Origin of the sequence: Runella aurantiaca (genome assembly GCF_003339505.1) — a bacterium.
Classification (GTDB): Bacteria; Bacteroidota; Bacteroidia; order Cytophagales; family Spirosomataceae; genus Runella; species Runella aurantiaca.
The window spans coordinates 571,048-588,650 of sequence record NZ_QPIW01000001.1 but is presented as its reverse complement, the minus strand read 5'-3'; the positions used below and the strand labels follow the sequence as shown (position 1 = coordinate 588,650).

At 45.8% G+C, this 17,603-nt stretch carries 17 protein-coding genes; 4 read left to right on the top strand and 13 right to left on the bottom strand.

Annotation, left to right across the window (positions count from 1 at the left end; all coding sequences use genetic code 11):
- Positions 1-11: 11 nt before the first annotated feature.
- The gene (locus tag DVG78_RS02570) at positions 12-1,001 is read right to left on the bottom strand and encodes an App1 family protein phosphatidate phosphatase (protein WP_114459484.1); all 990 of its coding nucleotides are present in this window, start codon (positions 999-1,001) and stop codon (positions 12-14) included.
- A gap of 50 nt (positions 1,002-1,051) precedes the next feature.
- Here DVG78_RS02570 and DVG78_RS02565 point away from each other — a divergent pair, with 50 nt between their 5' ends.
- Entirely contained in the window at positions 1,052-1,942 is an 891-nt protein-coding gene (locus tag DVG78_RS02565; protein WP_114459483.1) for a diacylglycerol/lipid kinase family protein, read from the top strand.
- Between the two features lie 57 nt (positions 1,943-1,999).
- On the opposite strand, the gene DVG78_RS02560 is transcribed toward DVG78_RS02565, so the two are convergent.
- The 4 genes from DVG78_RS02560 to DVG78_RS02545 form a co-directional block, all read right to left on the bottom strand.
- Positions 2,000-2,404: a hypothetical protein gene (locus tag DVG78_RS02560; protein WP_114066057.1), complete on the bottom strand. Its 405-nt coding sequence runs from the start codon at positions 2,402-2,404 to the stop codon at positions 2,000-2,002.
- Between the two features lie 63 nt (positions 2,405-2,467).
- Positions 2,468-3,679: an alanine dehydrogenase gene (locus DVG78_RS02555; RefSeq protein WP_114459482.1), complete on the bottom strand. Its 1,212-nt coding sequence runs from the start codon at positions 3,677-3,679 to the stop codon at positions 2,468-2,470.
- A 15-nt stretch (positions 3,680-3,694) separates the two neighbouring features.
- Positions 3,695-4,135 (bottom strand): tRNA (adenosine(37)-N6)-threonylcarbamoyltransferase complex ATPase subunit type 1 TsaE, encoded by a 441-nt coding sequence (gene tsaE, locus DVG78_RS02550; protein ID WP_114459481.1) that lies wholly within the window; start codon positions 4,133-4,135, stop codon positions 3,695-3,697.
- 36 nt (positions 4,136-4,171) lie between these two features.
- Positions 4,172-5,413 (bottom strand): SGNH/GDSL hydrolase family protein, encoded by a 1,242-nt coding sequence (locus DVG78_RS02545; RefSeq protein WP_114459480.1) that lies wholly within the window; start codon positions 5,411-5,413, stop codon positions 4,172-4,174.
- 257 nt (positions 5,414-5,670) lie between these two features.
- Between DVG78_RS02545 and DVG78_RS02540 the strand changes: the two genes are divergently transcribed.
- Positions 5,671-6,711, top strand: coding sequence for an oxidoreductase (locus DVG78_RS02540; RefSeq protein WP_199563182.1), 1,041 nt, complete (start codon positions 5,671-5,673; stop codon positions 6,709-6,711).
- Between the two features lie 86 nt (positions 6,712-6,797).
- Here the strand turns inward: DVG78_RS02540 and DVG78_RS02535 are convergent, their stop codons facing one another.
- Complete coding sequence (locus DVG78_RS02535; protein WP_114459617.1) at positions 6,798-7,595, bottom strand: SDR family oxidoreductase; 798 nt, start codon at positions 7,593-7,595, stop codon at positions 6,798-6,800.
- A 92-nt stretch (positions 7,596-7,687) separates the two neighbouring features.
- On the opposite strand from DVG78_RS02535, the gene DVG78_RS02530 reads away from it, so the two are divergent.
- Both DVG78_RS02530 and DVG78_RS02525 read left to right on the top strand, forming a co-directional pair.
- Positions 7,688-8,122: a response regulator transcription factor gene (locus tag DVG78_RS02530; protein ID WP_114459616.1), complete on the top strand. Its 435-nt coding sequence runs from the start codon at positions 7,688-7,690 to the stop codon at positions 8,120-8,122.
- Between the two features lie 131 nt (positions 8,123-8,253).
- Entirely contained in the window at positions 8,254-8,775 is a 522-nt protein-coding gene (locus tag DVG78_RS02525) for a DUF4199 domain-containing protein (protein WP_114459478.1), read from the top strand.
- A gap of 60 nt (positions 8,776-8,835) precedes the next feature.
- Here the strand turns inward: DVG78_RS02525 and DVG78_RS02520 are convergent, their stop codons facing one another.
- The 7 genes from DVG78_RS02520 to DVG78_RS02495 form a co-directional block, all read right to left on the bottom strand.
- The gene (locus DVG78_RS02520) at positions 8,836-10,092 is read right to left on the bottom strand and encodes a lactate 2-monooxygenase (protein ID WP_114459477.1); all 1,257 of its coding nucleotides are present in this window, start codon (positions 10,090-10,092) and stop codon (positions 8,836-8,838) included.
- Between the two features lie 93 nt (positions 10,093-10,185).
- On the bottom strand, positions 10,186-10,650 hold the full coding sequence (locus DVG78_RS02515; protein ID WP_114459615.1) for an Mpo1 family 2-hydroxy fatty acid dioxygenase: 465 nt from the start codon (positions 10,648-10,650) through the stop codon (positions 10,186-10,188).
- Between the two features lie 115 nt (positions 10,651-10,765).
- Entirely contained in the window at positions 10,766-11,875 is a 1,110-nt protein-coding gene (locus DVG78_RS02510) for a C1 family peptidase (RefSeq protein ID WP_114459476.1), read from the bottom strand.
- Positions 11,876-12,001: 126 nt separating this feature from the next.
- Entirely contained in the window at positions 12,002-14,362 is a 2,361-nt protein-coding gene (locus DVG78_RS02505) for a T9SS type A sorting domain-containing protein (protein ID WP_158549951.1), read from the bottom strand.
- Between the two features lie 14 nt (positions 14,363-14,376).
- Positions 14,377-15,543: a hypothetical protein gene (locus DVG78_RS29985; protein WP_158549950.1), complete on the bottom strand. Its 1,167-nt coding sequence runs from the start codon at positions 15,541-15,543 to the stop codon at positions 14,377-14,379.
- A 6-nt stretch (positions 15,544-15,549) separates the two neighbouring features.
- Entirely contained in the window at positions 15,550-16,107 is a 558-nt protein-coding gene (locus tag DVG78_RS02500; protein ID WP_229598109.1) for an RNA polymerase sigma factor, read from the bottom strand.
- A gap of 54 nt (positions 16,108-16,161) precedes the next feature.
- On the bottom strand, positions 16,162-17,328 hold the full coding sequence (locus DVG78_RS02495; protein ID WP_114459474.1) for a hypothetical protein: 1,167 nt from the start codon (positions 17,326-17,328) through the stop codon (positions 16,162-16,164).
- Between the last annotated feature and the right edge of the window lie 275 nt (positions 17,329-17,603).

The window sequence follows — 17,603 nt, the reverse complement described above, 5'->3', positions numbered from 1 at the left end:
TTTGCAACGACTCAATCAAGTAACCCCACTGATTTTGAATGGAGGATGGCTTCGTCGGTGTGTTTAAAAAGGCAGGTATATATGCTTTTATCCTGAATCGAATCTAGGACTGTTCGGGTAAAATCTTCCTTTTCGGGGCTTATATTTCTGATGTAGAGGGCAATGATTCTTTCGGGATATTTATTGGCCAACAGCGCATAAATCTCGGGGTCTTTTTGAGAATTATCGCCCAACAACACAAATCTTTGTTTGGGAAAAGCCTCAAAAATCCGCACCACCCGCATCAATTTCCCTTGGTGCTTCGTGGCCCCCGTTTGCAGCAACTCGTACCATCTTTTTATTTTATTGAGCAAAAAAGCTCCTTTTGGCAATCCATTGTGTTTGAAAAATTCATTCAAATCATCGTACAGATTCCACTCACTACTGGATACGTAGAAAAAAGGGTTAGGTAAATCAGGCTCCGTGTGCGCAAATGCGAGGAGTTTGTAAAATCGTACTACATCGGCAAATGTTTTACGGCTGCGGGGGTTTTTGGTAAACATTACCCTTAATTTTTTTCCCGTATCGGCCGAGTGTGAAACCAGTACCGTATCGTCAATGTCGGATATAAATCCGTATTGCGTAGAGTGTGGCACGAAAATTTTACCTTCACCCGTGGCCGTGAGTTGCCCTTGTTCGTTGAGTAAGTGTACTTTTAAAAGGTGCCACCCCGCGTCTACATTGGCCGTCGATTGCCATTCAAATTTAAAAAAACCGTCTTTTTCGGTAGTGGTGTAAAATTTTTGTTTGCCCCATTCTAATTGCACTCGGACTCCCGGAACGGGTGTAACAAAAAATAATTTTATCAAATGGAGTACATTCTTTAAAACATTGGTAGTGTACCTGCGTCGAACTACTTTTTTGCCCGACAGCACATGACCATACAAAATCATATTTTCTTGGTGGCCATATCCGTGATAAACCTTCACAGATACGTCAGAATTATTTACTTTGTGTTCCATCTTCAGCAATTTACTAAATTATAGCAGTTCATCGCAACTTTTATCCACCCATGACAACCCCCGAAAGCTACAAAATATTTTTTATCCTCAACCCCGGTTCTGGGCGCAACACCAGAGATTGGGCGCAGGAAATAACCAACTTTTTTGCCCCCCTGAATCACACGATTGAATTGTATAAACTCACCAAAAGCGCCAATATCGCCAAAATAAAGGATAAAATAGAGCAGTTTTCTCCCCAACGGGTAGTGGCGGTTGGGGGAGATGGCACCATCAAATTAGCGGCCGAATGTATTTTACACACCAACATCTCATTGGGCATTTTGCCCGCAGGCTCCGCCAATGGACTAGCGTACGAATTGGGAATCACCGACAATCCCGCGCAGGCATTGGAGGTGTTGATTACGGGAATCACTAAGACGATTCACACGACGGTCATTAATGGCGAGCTGTGCCTTCACCTCAGTGACATTGGCCTGAACGCCTACGCCATGAAAAAGTTTAAACTTCAGAAGGTACGCGGAATGTGGGGGTATTTGATTGCTTCCCTGAAGGTTTTGTGGCAAAACCCAAAGATGGAAGTTGAACTCCAAATTGACCAAAAAGCCATTAAAATGAAAGCCGCCATGATTGTCATTGCCAACGCGACCAAATACGGTACAGGGGCGCTTATCAACCCAGTCGGTACGTTGGAAGATGAATTATTTGAAGTGGTGGTGATTAAAAAACTAGCGGTACGAGAATTGTTTAAGATGGTCTTTTTTCACGCTTCTTATAATTCTGAAACCGTAGAAATCTTCCAAACTGACGCATTGAGAATGAAGTCCGCCAAAAAAGTCCATTTTCAGGTAGATGGAGAATATTTGGGTAAGGTAAACGAAGTAAAAGCCATTCTTATTCCGAGCGCTTTTAAGATGATTGTGCCAGCACCTGCCGTTGTGTGAGGGCAAACAAAAAGGGCGGGGCAAGCGGAACGCCTCCGCAACCTCGCCCCTATGGAATTAATCTTCGGGAAAGGGGATGAAAACAAATCCCGCAAAATCTCCCTGAATGACGAACAAACAGCAATATTCGTCGGGATTGCGGTAGTTTTCTTTAAACATTTCTACCGCTTCGGGACCGACTAATCCTCGCTGCGTAAACTCATCCAAAAAAGAAGCCCGGTACGACCATTCGTTATCCAGTTCGTTTTGGGCAATCAATAAAATCCCTAAATCAAGGTTGTTTTGTACCGCCACAAAAATGGGATTTTCGGAAAATCCTCTTTTGCGAATCTGGTACGAAGCCTCTTTTAATTGGTCGGAAATTTTAACAAAATCCTGCGATATCAATCCCAAAAGCCGTCGATTGACTTCTGGCGAATTGGCATCGTCCATTAACGTGTTTTCGTTACTGTTATTAATCATAATTTTTCAGAAGTGAGGAGCGAGTAGTGAGAATGGAATTATTCTCACTACTCGCTCCTCATTTTACATTCTTGCGGCCAGCAACAGACTTAAATCTTTGTGGCGCATGTTGAATTTTTTGGCAATAATCGGATTGGTGAGCATACCACCGTGGCAGTAAACACCCTTGCTAAACCAACGATTTGCGTACATCATTTGTTCAATACCACCCGTATTTCCTGCCCGTAGCAGCATGGGCAAGAACACATTACTCAACGCCATGCTCGCCGTATGTGCTACCCGCGACGCGATGTTGGGAACACAATAATGAATTACATCGTGAGCCCGATAAATGGGGTCTTTGTGGGTCGTAATGCGCGAAGTTTCGATGCAGCCGCCCTGGTCAATGGATACGTCAATAATGACCGAATTGGGCTTCATCCTTGACACCATCTCTTCGGTAACGATGCTTGGGCTGTAGCCGTCGTTGGGGCGCAGCGCGCCAATCACCACATCGGCCCGCTGAATGGCCTCCGCCAGCGTATCTGTCTCAATGATTGAGGTATAAATATTTTGACCAATGGCGTATTTGAGGCGCTGAAGGCGGTAAATATGTTGGTCAAAAATCTTAATTTCTGCCCCCAAAGCCAAGGCAGTACGAGCGGCGTATTCGGCCACGGTTCCTGCCCCGATAACGACCACCTTGGTGGGTGGTACGCCCGTAATTCCGCCCATAATAATTCCGCGCCCGTTGTTGGCACTGCTGAGGTATTCGGCCGCAATCAACATGACGGTACTCCCGACAATCTCGCTCAACGACCGAATGACGGGCAATCCGCCTACTTTATCTTCGATGTATTCGTAACTAATGCCAGTGATGTGCTTTTCGTTCAAAAATTCAAAATACGAACGTTCTCGCGTGGGCAAATTGAGGGCTGAAATAATCTTTTGACCGTTTTTGAGGTGCGTAAATTCTTGCTCAACCAAAGGCTCAATTTTCAAAATCAGGTCCGATGTATAAACTTCCTGCGGCGAATACGCAATCTGAGCGCCTGCTTCGCTGTACTCGTGGTCGGGAAATTGAGCGCCTTCTCCCGCTCCTTTTTCTACCACTACCTGATGCCCGTTGCGCACCAAAATAGCAACCGCTTCGGGCGTTAGGGCAATCCGATTTTCCTGCAATGACACCTCCTTTGGCAGTCCGATCAACAAACTTTGTTGACCCACTTTGACGGGTGCCAGTGCTTCCTGTGGGTAAAGAGCGGTTTGTTGAGCCAATTCTCCAAAACCTGTCATTTCTGTAAAAAGTGTTTAATCGTTCGTGTCTGTGTTGTTATCGGTAACTATTATTTCCCGCTTCCCGTTCACGGTTTCTTTGATAGAAATGGTAACAAATCGGTCGGGGAGCAAGTCGGCAATTTTATCGGGCCATTCAATCAAACACAAATTGCCCGAATCGAGGTATTCTTCCAATCCAATGTCGTAGGCTTCGGCGGTGTTTTTTAACCGATAACAGTCGAAATGATAAATAGCCTCTCCGCTCGTGGTAAGGTATTCATTTACAATGGAAAAAGTAGGACTTTGTACGGTATTTACGACCCCTAAATGCTGGCAAATAGCTTTGATGAGCGTGGTTTTTCCCGCCCCCATTTGGCCTTTAAACAACCACACTGGGCTTGTCTGGCAGGCTTGAATGAGCCGCTGCGCCACTTGGCTTATACCCTGTAAATCAAACGGTTCTATCTGAAGCATACGATGATACGACTCGGTTATTTTGTCAAACGAAGGCTAAATAACCCCTTTCGTTTTCAACTCTTTGGACAGTTCTTCCATCAACAGTCGATGTGCTTCTGGATTGGGGTGCCCATCGTGTTGCAATTGGTATTTCTTTGACGGATAAGGAAACAAATTTCTAAAATCAATGACCTTAATGCCCCGCTCTTTCAGCAACCCAAGCATGGGGGAATCTTTTTTCAGCGCATCTGGGTACAAAACCACATAAAAATCGTCATTTTTAAACTGTTTTTTGTATTCTTCTTGCGATTTTTTGATGAGATTGGCGGTAAGTTCATAATCTTTTGGACGGTATGCAAACGGAAAATCCATGGCAAAATGCTGACGGACTTTGCTTTTGAAAACCATCATCCCAAAGCGGTATTTGAGCGGATGAACAAAACGATACACCCCATTGGTTTGCATCGAAGATTCATCAATATCTGGAAAATATCCATCGTACATGCCAATCCAACCCGCCGACGGAATGGCTCGGTTGACGTGGTCTTCAATATAGGTATAAACGGCAAAACCCTGCTTTTGAGTCACTTGTTTGGTCACGTCTTGATGCTGCAAACGGGCCAGCATGTGGCGTGGTGAGTACCCAAAAAAACCGTAATTGTACGCCTGAAAAGCCGAGTTGTTTCTCTGAAAATAATAGGGCATGGTTTCGTTGTCGGCCACCGCGTCGCCGTAGGTGAACGAACATCCAAAAAACAACGCATAGCGATTGCGTTGGGCGTTGAGGCTATCGGCAAAGGGAGTAATGCGCCGCGAAAACGAGTCTACGTGCATCACCACATCTATCACTGGCTTGCCATTCAGCGTTTTGACCCATTTAAAGTTGTGGTTCGGGATGGGTTTTCGACCCAAGAATTCATCAAACGCGTAGCTCGAATCATACGCAGGGCCCGCATATTGGGGCTGGTTGGCGGCGGGGGCTTTTTGGCCCGCATCATGAATCCACCCCACGACGGTTTCTATCCCGTAAATCACAAAAAATACGCTGGTCAATGACAGCAAAATATTTTGAACCACGGGGGGACTTTGCCGAATCAACAAATAAAGACTGACCAATCCGACAGCCCACGCCACCACCCGAAAACCAATGAGCCTTAAATCATAATCAAACCAAATACCGTCGCCGTTGCCAACAAAAAATTCAATGGCAATGACCGAAAGAATCAATAGGATAACAATGGATATGAAATAGCCGAGTCGGGCAAAGAGCGTGGTATTCTTCTGAAAAAAACGCATTCGTCGAAAGCTGTTCTAGTTTTGAGAGGCCAAAGGTAAAACTTTTTGCCCAATTTATCAGGAATTCCACCAACACACACCGCTTGCTATGGCGAGCATTTGTGGAGGCAATCAAGAAGAAGCGGCTACCCGACTCCCTAAAAAAAGAAGCTACCGATACAGTAACTTTTGAAAGATTTACCCTTCATTTTTGGAGAATGCTTTCGTTATTTGCAAATCTGTTTTAGACCCCCTTACGTTACTCAAAACCTGTTATTATGTCTACTCCTTTAAATGTTGGTTTAATTGGCTTCGGGCTATCGGGGCGTTATTTTCACGCACCGTTTTTGAAAGTCAACCCTCATTTCAAATTGACCAAAGTGGTAACGCGCAACGCCGCCTCGGTGCACGAATTCGACCCTTCCATTGAGGTCATCAGCAGCGCCGAAGCCCTTTTGGCCGACGATTCCATCGACGTTGTGTTTGTCTGTACCCCCAACGACCTCCATTTTCCCTACGCCAAGGCCGCTTTGGAAGCGGGCAAACACGTAGTCATTGAAAAACCATTCACCAACACAACCGCCGAAGCCGATGAACTGATTGCGCTGGCCGAACAGAAAAAACGGGTGGTAACCGCCTATCAAAACCGCCGTTGGGATGCTGATTTTTTGACCATCCAAAAACTGCTCAACGACGGAACCTTGGGAGAAGTGATTGAATTTGAAGGACATTTTGACCGTTTTCGCCCCGAAGTAGCGCAGGGTACATGGAAAGAAGTAGCCGCCGCAGGGGCTGGGACGCTGTACAATTTAGGGCCTCACCTGATTGACCAGGCATTGGTGTTGTTTGGCACTCCCCAAAAAGTAACCGCCACCATCAAAATCGTTCGCTCAGGTGGAGAAACCGACGATTATTTTGACATCCGGATGGATTATGCCGACAAAAGCGTCATTCTCAAAGCTAGTTTAATGGTTTTTGAAAATAACTTACGCTATGTCATTCACGGGACAAAGGGGAGTTTTATCAAATACGGGCTTGACATTCAAGAAGATACATTGCGAAAAAACATTCTACCCAACACCGAAAACTGGGGAGAAGAACCAGAAAACCAGTGGGGAACGATTTACACCGAAGCAGGGAAAGCAACGGTTCAAACGCTACCCGGCCACTACACTCCTTTTTATGACAACATCTATGAAGCCATTGCCGAAGGCAAAGATCTGATTGTGAAGCCGCAACACGCTCGTAATACCACCCGCGTGATGGAGTTGGCTATAGAGAGCAGTCGATTGGGAAAAACGATGAATTTTGAAGGATAAATGAGCAGCGTGGTGCAGGTTGTGAGCAACCTGCACCACGCTCCTACAACCTGCACCACGCTCCTACAACCTGCACCACTGTTTTATCAGCCGTTGTCCGAAAACTCAGGATAGAGCATCATGCCACCATCTACGTAGAGGGTTTCTCCCGTGATATAATCAGAATCGTCGGAGGCCAGCCAAATAGCGGCCTTCGCCACGTCTTCGGGTTGGCCAATGCGACGGTACGGAATAAGATTCATTAATTCTTTCATGTTTTGCTCCGACGACCACACACTTTTGTTGATGGGCGTCTGAATAGCCCCTGGACTGATAGCGTTAACGCGGATTTTGAGCGGTGCAAGCTCCTGCGCAATGGATTTCATAAACATCAACACTCCTCCTTTTGAGGCGGCGTAGTTGATGTGGCCCGCCCACGGAATCATGTCGTGTACCGAACTCATGCAGATAATTTTGCCAATCGCTCCCGTGGTGGTTTTTCCTTCCGCTTGAGCCACAAAATGTCGGGCGGCTTCGCGGGCGCACAAAAACTGGCCCGTCAGATTGGTATTTATGACGTTGTTCCATTGGTCAAGGGTCATGTTCAGGAAAGGAGCATCGTCCTGAATTCCGCTGTTGGCCACTAAAATATCCACTTGGCCAAATGCTTCAATGGCCTTTTCAAACATTTTGAGCACGTCGGCTTCTTTGCCCACATTGGCTTTGACCGCGATGGCATCGCCGCCTTCGGCTTTTATTTGTTTGACAACCTCCAAGGCTTTTGCCCGACTGCTGTTGTAATTGACAATCACGTTGGCACCTTCTTTTCCGAAGGCAACGGCAATGGCACGGCCAATTCCCGAACTAGAGCCGGTAATAATGGCGGTTTGATGAGCTAATTTCATGCGAATAATGGAGAAGGAATTGAGTTGTTTGTCAATTTTAATCAATTTTGAGAAAAAGTCATGCCACCACAGTCATTTGTTTTTTTGAAGGAATGAGAAAAACGTATTTTTTGTACGGGCTTGGATTGGGTCTCCTGCTGATTGTGCTCAAACTCATCGAGTACCAGTTTTTGGTGCGAATGCACATTTTTGAAATATACGGGGGATTGATTGCGGTCTTATTCATGGGAATCGGGATTTGGGCGGGGCTTAAATTCACCCACAAAGCCCCCGCTCCCATCATTGTTCAGGTACCGCCCGCGTTTGATGAAAATAAAATCAAGGAATTGGGAATCAGCAAACGGGAGTTGGAAGTGTTGGAATTGATTACGCAGGGATTGACCAATCAAGAAATTGCGGATAAACTGTTTGTATCGCTCAACACCGTCAAAACACATTCTGCACGCTTGTTTGAAAAGTTGGACGTAAACAGCCGCACCAAAGCCATCAACCGCGCCAAAGAATTGGGAATATTAAGGGTAAACTAAAGAATGATTTAAGGCCATTTCTGAAAAATCACCCAAAAGTATGACCGTTCGTTCTTGGCTTCTACCTTACTTTTGCTCAGGGTTTACAACAATCGCCCCGTTTAGCATTCACCTTTTCAAAACTGCCAATTATGCAAAAGACAATTATTCGGTTCGGGCTTATTTCGGGCGCTGTTTCTTCCGTTTTACTGGTTTTATTAACCACCATTGGCCGGGCCATTGGGTTTAAAACCTTCGCGGATTACGGCGTTTGGTTTGGATTTACATCCATTATTCTCTCTTTAACGTTGGTTTATTTCGGCATCAAATCATACCGCGACCAACACAGCGAAGGACGAATTACGTTTGGAAAAGCCTTTCAAATCGGCATTTCAGTGACGGTCATTTCTTGCGTTTGTTACGCAATTACATGGTTGATTTTTTACTTCAATTTCTTTCCTACTTTCATGGAAGATTTTGGGGCCTATCATCTCCAAAAAATGAAAGAAGACGGTAAAAGTGCGGCTGAAATCGCCCAACAAGCCACCGAAATTGCCAAGGCCAACGCCCAGTATCAAAACCCATTTTACAATTTTGCCGTCACCTTCATGGAGCCGTTTCCAGTAGGTTTACTCATGACGCTAGTATCAGCACTGGCGCTGAAAAAGAAGTAAATGAAGATACTTTTACATTGCGTTTCCAGTTTAAAATTCTACGGTTTTTCGGTTTTAATTTTACGTTTCAATCACGCTTTCTGGCCCAATTTCATCAATGGAGCGGCAACCCGCCAATGCCATTGTCAAATCAAAATCTGCGAGATAATTGGCAAGAACTTGTTGTACGCCTTCGCTGCCCCCCAAAGCCAACCCGTACACGTAAGGCCGCCCCAAACAAACGGCAGTAGCGCCGAGCGCCAAAGCCTTAAAAATATCGGCCCCGCCGCGCACGCCACTGTCCAACAGCAAAGGAATTCGACCTTGGACGACTTCGGCGATGCGCGGCAACATATCCATCGTGCCCACGGCCCCGTCCACTTGGCGGCCACCGTGGTTGGAAATGACCAAACCGTTGATACCATGATCCAAGGCTTTGAGGGCGTCGTCGGGATGAAGAATACCTTTGAGCAAAATGGGCAGTTTAGTTATCGAGCGCAGATAGGCCAGGTTTTCCCACGTGAGCGAAGGGCGCGTATAAATATCAATAAATTTTTTGACCGCCTTGCGCGGATTGCCCGATTTGGCATTTTCTAAAAAGCTCCCCGGATAATGTCGGACAACGTTCCACAAAGTGCGTATGGCGTCGTACGTTATCTTGGGTTTGGGCGCAGGTGCTGGGTCTGGCTCTTCCAACAATCGCCGAAAAACGGGGTCGGAAGTATATTGGGCAATGCCCATTCCACGCAGAAAAGGCAGATACGCCAACTCCAAATCTTGGGTGCGCCAGCCCAGAAGGGTCGTATCCAAAGTGACCACAATTGCTTCACAACCAGAACTTTCGGCGCGCCGAACAAAACTCGCCACCAATTCATCCGACTTGCTCCAATACAACTGAAACCACCGCGTTTGGTCGCCCATTGCCGCCGCGCAGACTTCCATAGGTACCGATGCCTGATTGGAAAAAATATAGGGTATGCCCGTGGCAGCGGCGGCTTTGGCTACGGCCAAATCTGCCGCTGGATGCGCCATTTCCAGCACACCAATGGGAGCCAATAATAGGGGATAAGGATGTTTTTTACCGAATAATTCAATGCTCGTATCCCGCGCCGACACATCGCGCAACATACGTGGAATGATGCGCCACCGCTCAAACGCCCGACGATTTTGGCGCATGGTATCCCCGTGGCCCGCTCCCCCCACAATATACGCCGCCGCCTGCGGCGACAAGGCTTTTATCGCTTTGTTTTCCAACCCCTGAGCGTCAACGGGAATAGAAGACACGATTCCTGAGGCTCCTTCAAAGTATATTTTTTTTTGGCGTTCAAAGGCGTTCATAAGGCAGGGTCAATCAGTTGGTATTTTAGGTTCAGGAAAACAAAAAAGGTAATCGGCATTGTACCGATTACCCCCAAATTTGAGATAGAACTATCAATAAGGTATTCCCGCTTTTTTGTAGATAAAGTGCATCAGCCACGCGGGGCCAATCATCAAAAATTGTAAATCTTTAAAAAAAGAAGGCTTTTTCCCTTCCACTTTATGCCCCCAAAATTGACCAATCCAAGCAATCACAAAAATGCCCAACGAAACCTGCCACAGCGTCCAACCTTGATTTTCAACCTGTTGGGCTAGAAAAAGGCACAAACTCGTAAACAGAATCAAACCAACCGCTAAGGTAACCGATAGGCGTATGTAATAAATCGTCACCAATGCCAGTACGAGCATTGCTACATTGAGCGGTAGATTTTCGGCAATCAAAATGGGCAGTTTAATACTATAAAGCAATCCTACCACGCTAAAAAAAATGGCAGGTACACAAATCCAGTGCACCAGTTTATTGGTAGGATTCTGATGGCTTTCGCCGTATTCATTCAGCCAAGCATCAATGGTTCTCATAATTGTAAAAAGGTTGGTTTGATAAAGCGAAATCACAAACAAATCTCCTTAAAATTATATAAATAACCACAAAATGACAAACTAAAGTCTCAACCAACCCTTGTCAATGTGTGAACTATTCGTCTTCTTCCTCTTCTTCCGCCCCAACTAGCGCGTACTCATAATCTCCGTCGATGGCGTATTCGTCGCAGAGTGCGTCCAAATCTGCCAAGAAATCTTCGTATACATCCGTCAGAATTTCAAAGTTGGTGATTTCGAGGTACTCTACCCCGTCCTCATCTTCGATGGTTTCGTAGTCAAAATAAAACTCATCTTCTTCGCTCACGTATTCCTGACAAAGGGCTTCTAGTTGAACCGCAAAATCTTCGGGGTCTTCGACTTGAATGTAGAAATCCGTCAGGTAGGTCCGGTCTTCATCGTAGAAATTGGATTCTTCGCTTTCATCGGAAATATCCTCGCTGAAATCCAAATTTTCTACTGCTTTGACAATCCAAGAATCGTGTCCGTTGTAATCTTCGTGCATGACATAATCGTACGGAATGTAGCAATAACCACCGTCGCCCCATCTTTCGCCCCATGAATTACGGACGATAAACATTTTATCAGGGTCTGAATAACCCACACAAAGCATGGCGTGCCAACCGTGCGTTTCCCGAACCTCGTCCGAAGCTCTGGGCATGATTACACGGCCTTTGTTGCGATTTGCACTATCAAAAGACTTAAAGGTATTGAGCGCAAACGCAATCGGATACCCTTCGGCCAAGGTTTGCCGCCAGAGGTCTAGGTCGGTTTTGATAAATTCGGCCTCCACAATTCTAAAATTAGAACCGTGATTGTAGGAATCCTCATCGGGTTCTTCCGTAATCCGGTCATTGTCGTTGGGCCAATAATCTTCGGAGCAAGCACCGTATTCTTTTAGTCCTTCGATGGCATTGACCATCATTGAGCCATTGTCTTCGTCTTGTTCACCCGCAAAATACCGAGCATTATAATAAATAAACAAGCGACTTACATCCGAAGAATCGCCGAGGGTACGCTTGGCCAAATACTCGTATGCTCCCGCAAAGGAGTTAGCTACGCAACTGTTTCCCACCTGCATTTCGACCGAAGTCATAAATTTTCGCAAGTCGACTTTGGGCGGGAGATTAAGATTTTTTTTGATTTTCTTTTGGGTTACATCGTCTGGCATTTTGCCAATACGATAACCACCTATTCGGTCAGCCATTGCAATAAAAAGTTAAAGGTTTAGGGCACAGGGTTTTTCATATTGCGAATAAAACAAAAAGAGCTGAATCTTTCGAATCAGCCCCCAAATAACTAACAAAAAGGTATATTTTTTCAGTAACTTATCTCAATGAATGATGATTAATCGTTTTTTAATCTCCTCATTGCCAACTTTTACCCGTATCCAATACAAACCGGGAGTAGCCTCTGCTTGATAATACCCAGCACGCCCCTGCAAAGGCCATGAACGGCCTGTGGCGTCAAGCATCTCTACTACAACCTGCTGGCTCTGCGGCGGTAGCGTCAATTGAAACCTGCCATTCGTGGGATTGGGGTAAACATTTACCAAATCAGTCAACGTAGGTTCTACACTAAGCGGTTGTAAAATCGTAACTCCCAAGGTTTGGGAAGTATTACGACAGCCGTCTTTGGTCACTCTTACGGCGTAGTTTCCGTTTTCTCCCGCTTCATACATTGAGCTGGTTTCTCCCATAATTTCTATTCCATCCTTCAACCATTGATACGTTAACCCAGCCCCTTCGTTGGCCTTCAATCTGGCCTTTAGTGGGGCATAAATTGGTCCAGTCACTTCTGGTGTAACGACGGCTTCCACGGCAGGTTTTATTTCAACGACAGGTGATAAAGATGACACAGCGCAGACCGTATCCCGTACCAAAACGCGGTAGGTTCCCGTCGCGGAGGCATCCAAAGTAGACTGGGAGGCATCGGGTAGGATTTGCCCATTGCGCTGCCATTGGTAGGATAAAAATTGGAGAGAATCGGGATTCGCAATCAAAGGCAACTTTTGTCCTTCGCAAAGGGCCGATGCCGTCGATTGAAGCGTGGCAGTAAGATTCTCGTAGCAGGGCCGTGTGATTTTAGTGACGGAGGTGACGTGCGAAAAGTTATCCCAATTGCCCATCGTCGCATCTGGATTCAGGGTAACCAATAGTTGGGCAATCAGGTATTCGCCTTTCTGGTCGTTGGAGGGATACGTACCCGCCAGCATACGAGCCTGCCGGGTGGGGTCTTGTACTGGTAGCTTAACAGGCAACGCCCAAATCAACCGCCCAGTCGTTGAAAATTTTGAAATACGGTACGTGTTGACCACATCCAAACCAGCCAATTTCAAAAAGCTGGCCGCATTTGCATTCTTCTCAGAAATGGTTTCGGTCAAAAGCAGCGCTCCGTCACGGTCAAAACTTAAAATGGCATAAGAAGTAGGCCGTTCTACCGTCCAAGCGAGTTCCCCTTCGGGATTGACCGCGTAGACTTTCTGGGGCGTGGTAAAATAAATCCATCCCTGATTATTTTCGACAAAATGAATGATTTTATCGGAGAAAATTGGGCTTCCACTCGGTGTCAGCAAAAACAGTTTATAATCGTTGTAGTAATGCGTATAACCCAGGATTCTACCGTTGGAATAAACCTTTAATTTGTTCAAATAGGCGGGGCCAGAAAACCGCCATTTTAACTGGCCAGTACTATCAAATTTGATGAGTTCCGGAAGGGCATAGTTTTTACGAAAAAGCAAAAAACCGTTGTCAGGCGTGCTTTGGAAGGCAACGTTATTGAGGTTATAGAAAGGCGGTAATTTAAGGGAAAGCGTCTCGGCTTTTTTTCCTTCCCTATCAAATTTGAGAAGACTTCCCGTCGAATCTTTTACCGTCAACACTACGAGGCGAGATTGTGCATCCTGACCCACAATTTTGGTCGCATAAACGCTTGAATCGGCCAAAACACTCCATTTTTCGCGCCCGGTACTATCTACCAACACGAGATTTTTGGCGGCAGCCAAAAGGAGAGAAAAGTCTGTTTTAGAACGAATTTCTTTCTTAGCAATGTAGGCCGCAGTCTTATCATTCCCCAAAAAAGGCACATCAGATGCCATGGGTTTATACGTAGAATCCTGCCAACGAAACAACTCTGAACGCATCGCATATTTCCACGCTACTTGCCCATTTCTGCCAACACTTACGATGCTGTCGGGGATAAAAGCCCCATTTTCATGCAACGAAATCAGGAATTCTCCGTTGGAATTGGGCGTCAGTGCCCCCACCTTCAGAGGGTTTTCGGCACGTTTAAAAACGGTTTTTACATCGCTGTTGGGGTCATAAATGATTGTGGTATAATAAATTTTATTGGTTTGAGGCTCAGTGATGTTCCCAGTTTCTACAAAATATCCATTGATAAAAGGCTGATAATCAAAATTATTATTCAGTAAGTAGCGGTTATCCTTTTTAAAAGTACTATCCACAAAAATGGTCCGATTCACGACCGTTGTACTGCATTTGAGGACACATTGTCGATACGGAAAACTAAACATGATTGAACCATTGGGCGTTTGATGACTAAAAGGCCACCCAATGGCCAGTTCACCATTCAACGAAGTGCCGACTGGTTTCTCCCACAGTTTATTGGAGATTAATTGCGCCTGTACACACGCGCCCCAACCGCTGAGTGTCCATAAAAACAATAATTTTTTCATTGCTGTTCTCTGATTTATGGCATAATTCCCAAACTTACTTTCAAACCGAAATTGTACGGATTGACGCGCAATAAGCCGTTTGCCGTGGTTTTGCTTAATACGCTGTACGAGGCCGTTGGCTCTACCGTCATCCAAACCCGAGGGGTAAGCAATTTCTGCATGCCTACCGAGATATGCCCCCACACATAAGGTTGCCATTCGGCCATCTCCATCGCTGCTTCGGTACCAAAGCTTACAAAATACCTTTGTCGGCCATTGGCGGCCAATTGGTATTGACGGTCGGCACGAATTCCTGCCAAATGCCATTCTCTCATTTCTTCTGCCTGCTCTGTTTGCCAGCTCACTGTTGGTTGAGGGGTGAGCGTGCTTAGTTTGTATTCGTTGGTACTCAAAGTATATTGCATTCGCTGACGCATCTGCGTATAACTCAGCCCCAAACGCCAAGCTGAACGGTCATGCAATAACGTCAATTCCGTCCCAATGCGCAAACCAGTTCGGCTGCCATTTAAAGGATGTTCTGAGTGAATCTGCTGGATTTGCGCAGTTGCTTCAGGCAACACATACATGCGCTGATAAGTGGCCAAAGGCATCACACTGATTGACCACAGTTTGATTGCAGAAGTAGATTTGACGGGCGATTGTAGCACATTTACCTGTGGGCTTCCCGATATGACCGTCAGTGCTTTCATTTCGTTGCCTTTCAGTAATTCGGGCTGAAACCGATGTGGCATTGCTACCGCGGCAAAAGTTGTCTTTTCGGGCACAGGCAAAGCCTGAATTAGGTTATTTTGTTCTTTTTCAGACTCAGTTAAAATACTTGCAGCGGTTGTTTTTTCAGTAAACGATGCCCGTGCTGGCTTATTTATAGCTATTTTACCATTTTCAACCCCTTGTTTAACAACTAATTGTAATTGACTGGGTATTTTTAGAGATTGAAGTTCGGAAGCACCATTCTGTATTTTTGTTATCCCCTGCGCCCACTTACTGTGCACCGGTGCGTGGCAGATACCGGCACAAAATACTCCTATCAAGGCCCCCGTAATGATTCTGGGCCAAACAGTATTTCGGGGGGCAGTCAGCAACCCTGCCTCAATACGTTGCCAAGCGTGCGGGTTGGGTTCGGACTCAAAATCCTTAAACATTCCCCCCAACAATTCCTTTAACTCATCGTCGTCCTTCATATTGGTCTATAAAGTTATTGCCCAAAGGCCCATTGCTTTCAATTTTTGTTTCAGGATTTCCCGCGCTCTGGCCAACTGCGATTTTGACGTTCCTTCGGCAATGCCGAGCATCTCCGCAATTTCCCGGTGGGTATATCCATCAATATAATACAGGTTGGCCACCAAACGGTAGCCATTAGGCATTTGATTGATCACGTTCAGTACTTCTTCCTGCGTCAATTGAGCATATACATTCGGAGTTTCACTCCAGTCTTCCAAAATGGCCTCATAGTTCACCTGTTCACTCTCATGTTGGTGTTGACGGTAGTAATCAATGGCAGTTCGTACCACAGCCGATTTTACCCAATACGCTACTGATTCGGGATTTTGCAGGGAGCCAATGTTTTGGAAAATCTTCAGGAAAGCTTCCTGAAAAATATCTTCCGCTTCGGCAACAGTTCGCGTATAACGACGACAAATACCCATCATACGCCCTTTATACAAATTGTAAAAGGCGTTTTGGGCCTGACGGTCGTTGCGCTGACAGGCTTTTACTAAATCTATCTCTTTTTGAGATGCGGCCAAAATGGTAAACGTTTATGCTCTATAGCTGATTTGTAACTACATTTTACTTCACTCTTACCCTGATTTTTTGTATTGGTACAGCCATTTGCCGCTTCCATCAAAAAGAGCCACGTAGGTATCTGCGTTTATTTTCACTTCAACCACATATTTTTCGGGGATATTTTTATCGGTCTGCTGCAACTTTCGGCCTTTACTCCATTGCCATCCACTCCATTGACTGTCAAGGTATTGTCGCACAGCAACGGGAACATCATTGGCGCTGATGACCGATGTTTTGAGTACGTATGTGGTGCCCGTTCGGTAATCTGCCAATGCCCGAAAAAGCTCCTGACTGGCATTTTTTCCGCGTGTTGTCCATTGGGCTTCTTTGCCAAACTGTCGTTCTCTCACGCTGTATTCCCATGTCCATCCGGGGGCCTGAGTCGTCATCAAAGCATTGAGTTGAGCGGGGGTCTCATTTTGGGCGGTCACTTCATAGCTTATTTCTTTTTCCAACGGGGCAATCCATTCCAACACTTTGCCATCCGCCGCCAGCAGGATTTCAGTACTTGTAACGGATTTGTTGGTCAGTTGGTAGTTGGTCAATACGATTTTGGCCGTTTGGTCTTCGTACACATACACCACTACGTGCGCCCCGGCAAATTGATTTTGGGCAAAGAACTGACGAATGTGGGCGGGAATCCGCGCATCTTCCCTGATCTGCTCGGTGGTGGTAAGATAAAGGTTGGTTGTGCGACCAGGAGAAGCGGCGGGTACATCGGTTTCCAACACGTTATTGCTGTTAAAACGAAGCTTTCTAATTTGACCGTCTTTCATTTTTACCTCTACCAAAAAGCCCGCCGGTGTTTGCGCATCCCGCTGAATCACCGATGCCGATTCAATAAATCCTTCCTGCGCAATCCGATTGGCCTCGTTCCGAACAGCGACCGGCAGTTGTTGAGGTTTTCCAACCAACCGATTCTCGAAAAGAATTTCGCCGCTATCGTCTATCAACAGTAAATTTCGGTGCATGACCGACGGGAAATCAGCTTGCCATAATTCGCCGTTGGCCATTCGGATAAGATTTACATCAGACATGTTGGGATTGATGGCCCGAACGGATTCCACCACGGCCTGCGGTATCTGAGGCTCTTCAGGGATAATCGTATCTTTATTGACAACCGCGTCGCAAGACCAAAGTCCTCCTAAAATTCCGATTGCTATGTAACGTTTCAATGACATTGTGAAAACTTTTTAAACAATTGACCCGCTGTTTTTGGTACATGGCAGGGTGCTGAATCTATAGACGAAAGTAACCAGTCGTTGGGTTGTCTGCACCGGCAAAAAGGTTGATTATTTTTATAAAAGTCAGCCAAAATCACCAAAACACTATTGAATTTCTCATTTTTCAAGGGTTGCATTCACGAAATTTGTCCGCTCCAAACCATACAACCCTTTTGTTGCATCCCCCGTCTATGCTATTGTGTTCCTCTTTTATTCATTCGAAAAGTACGACA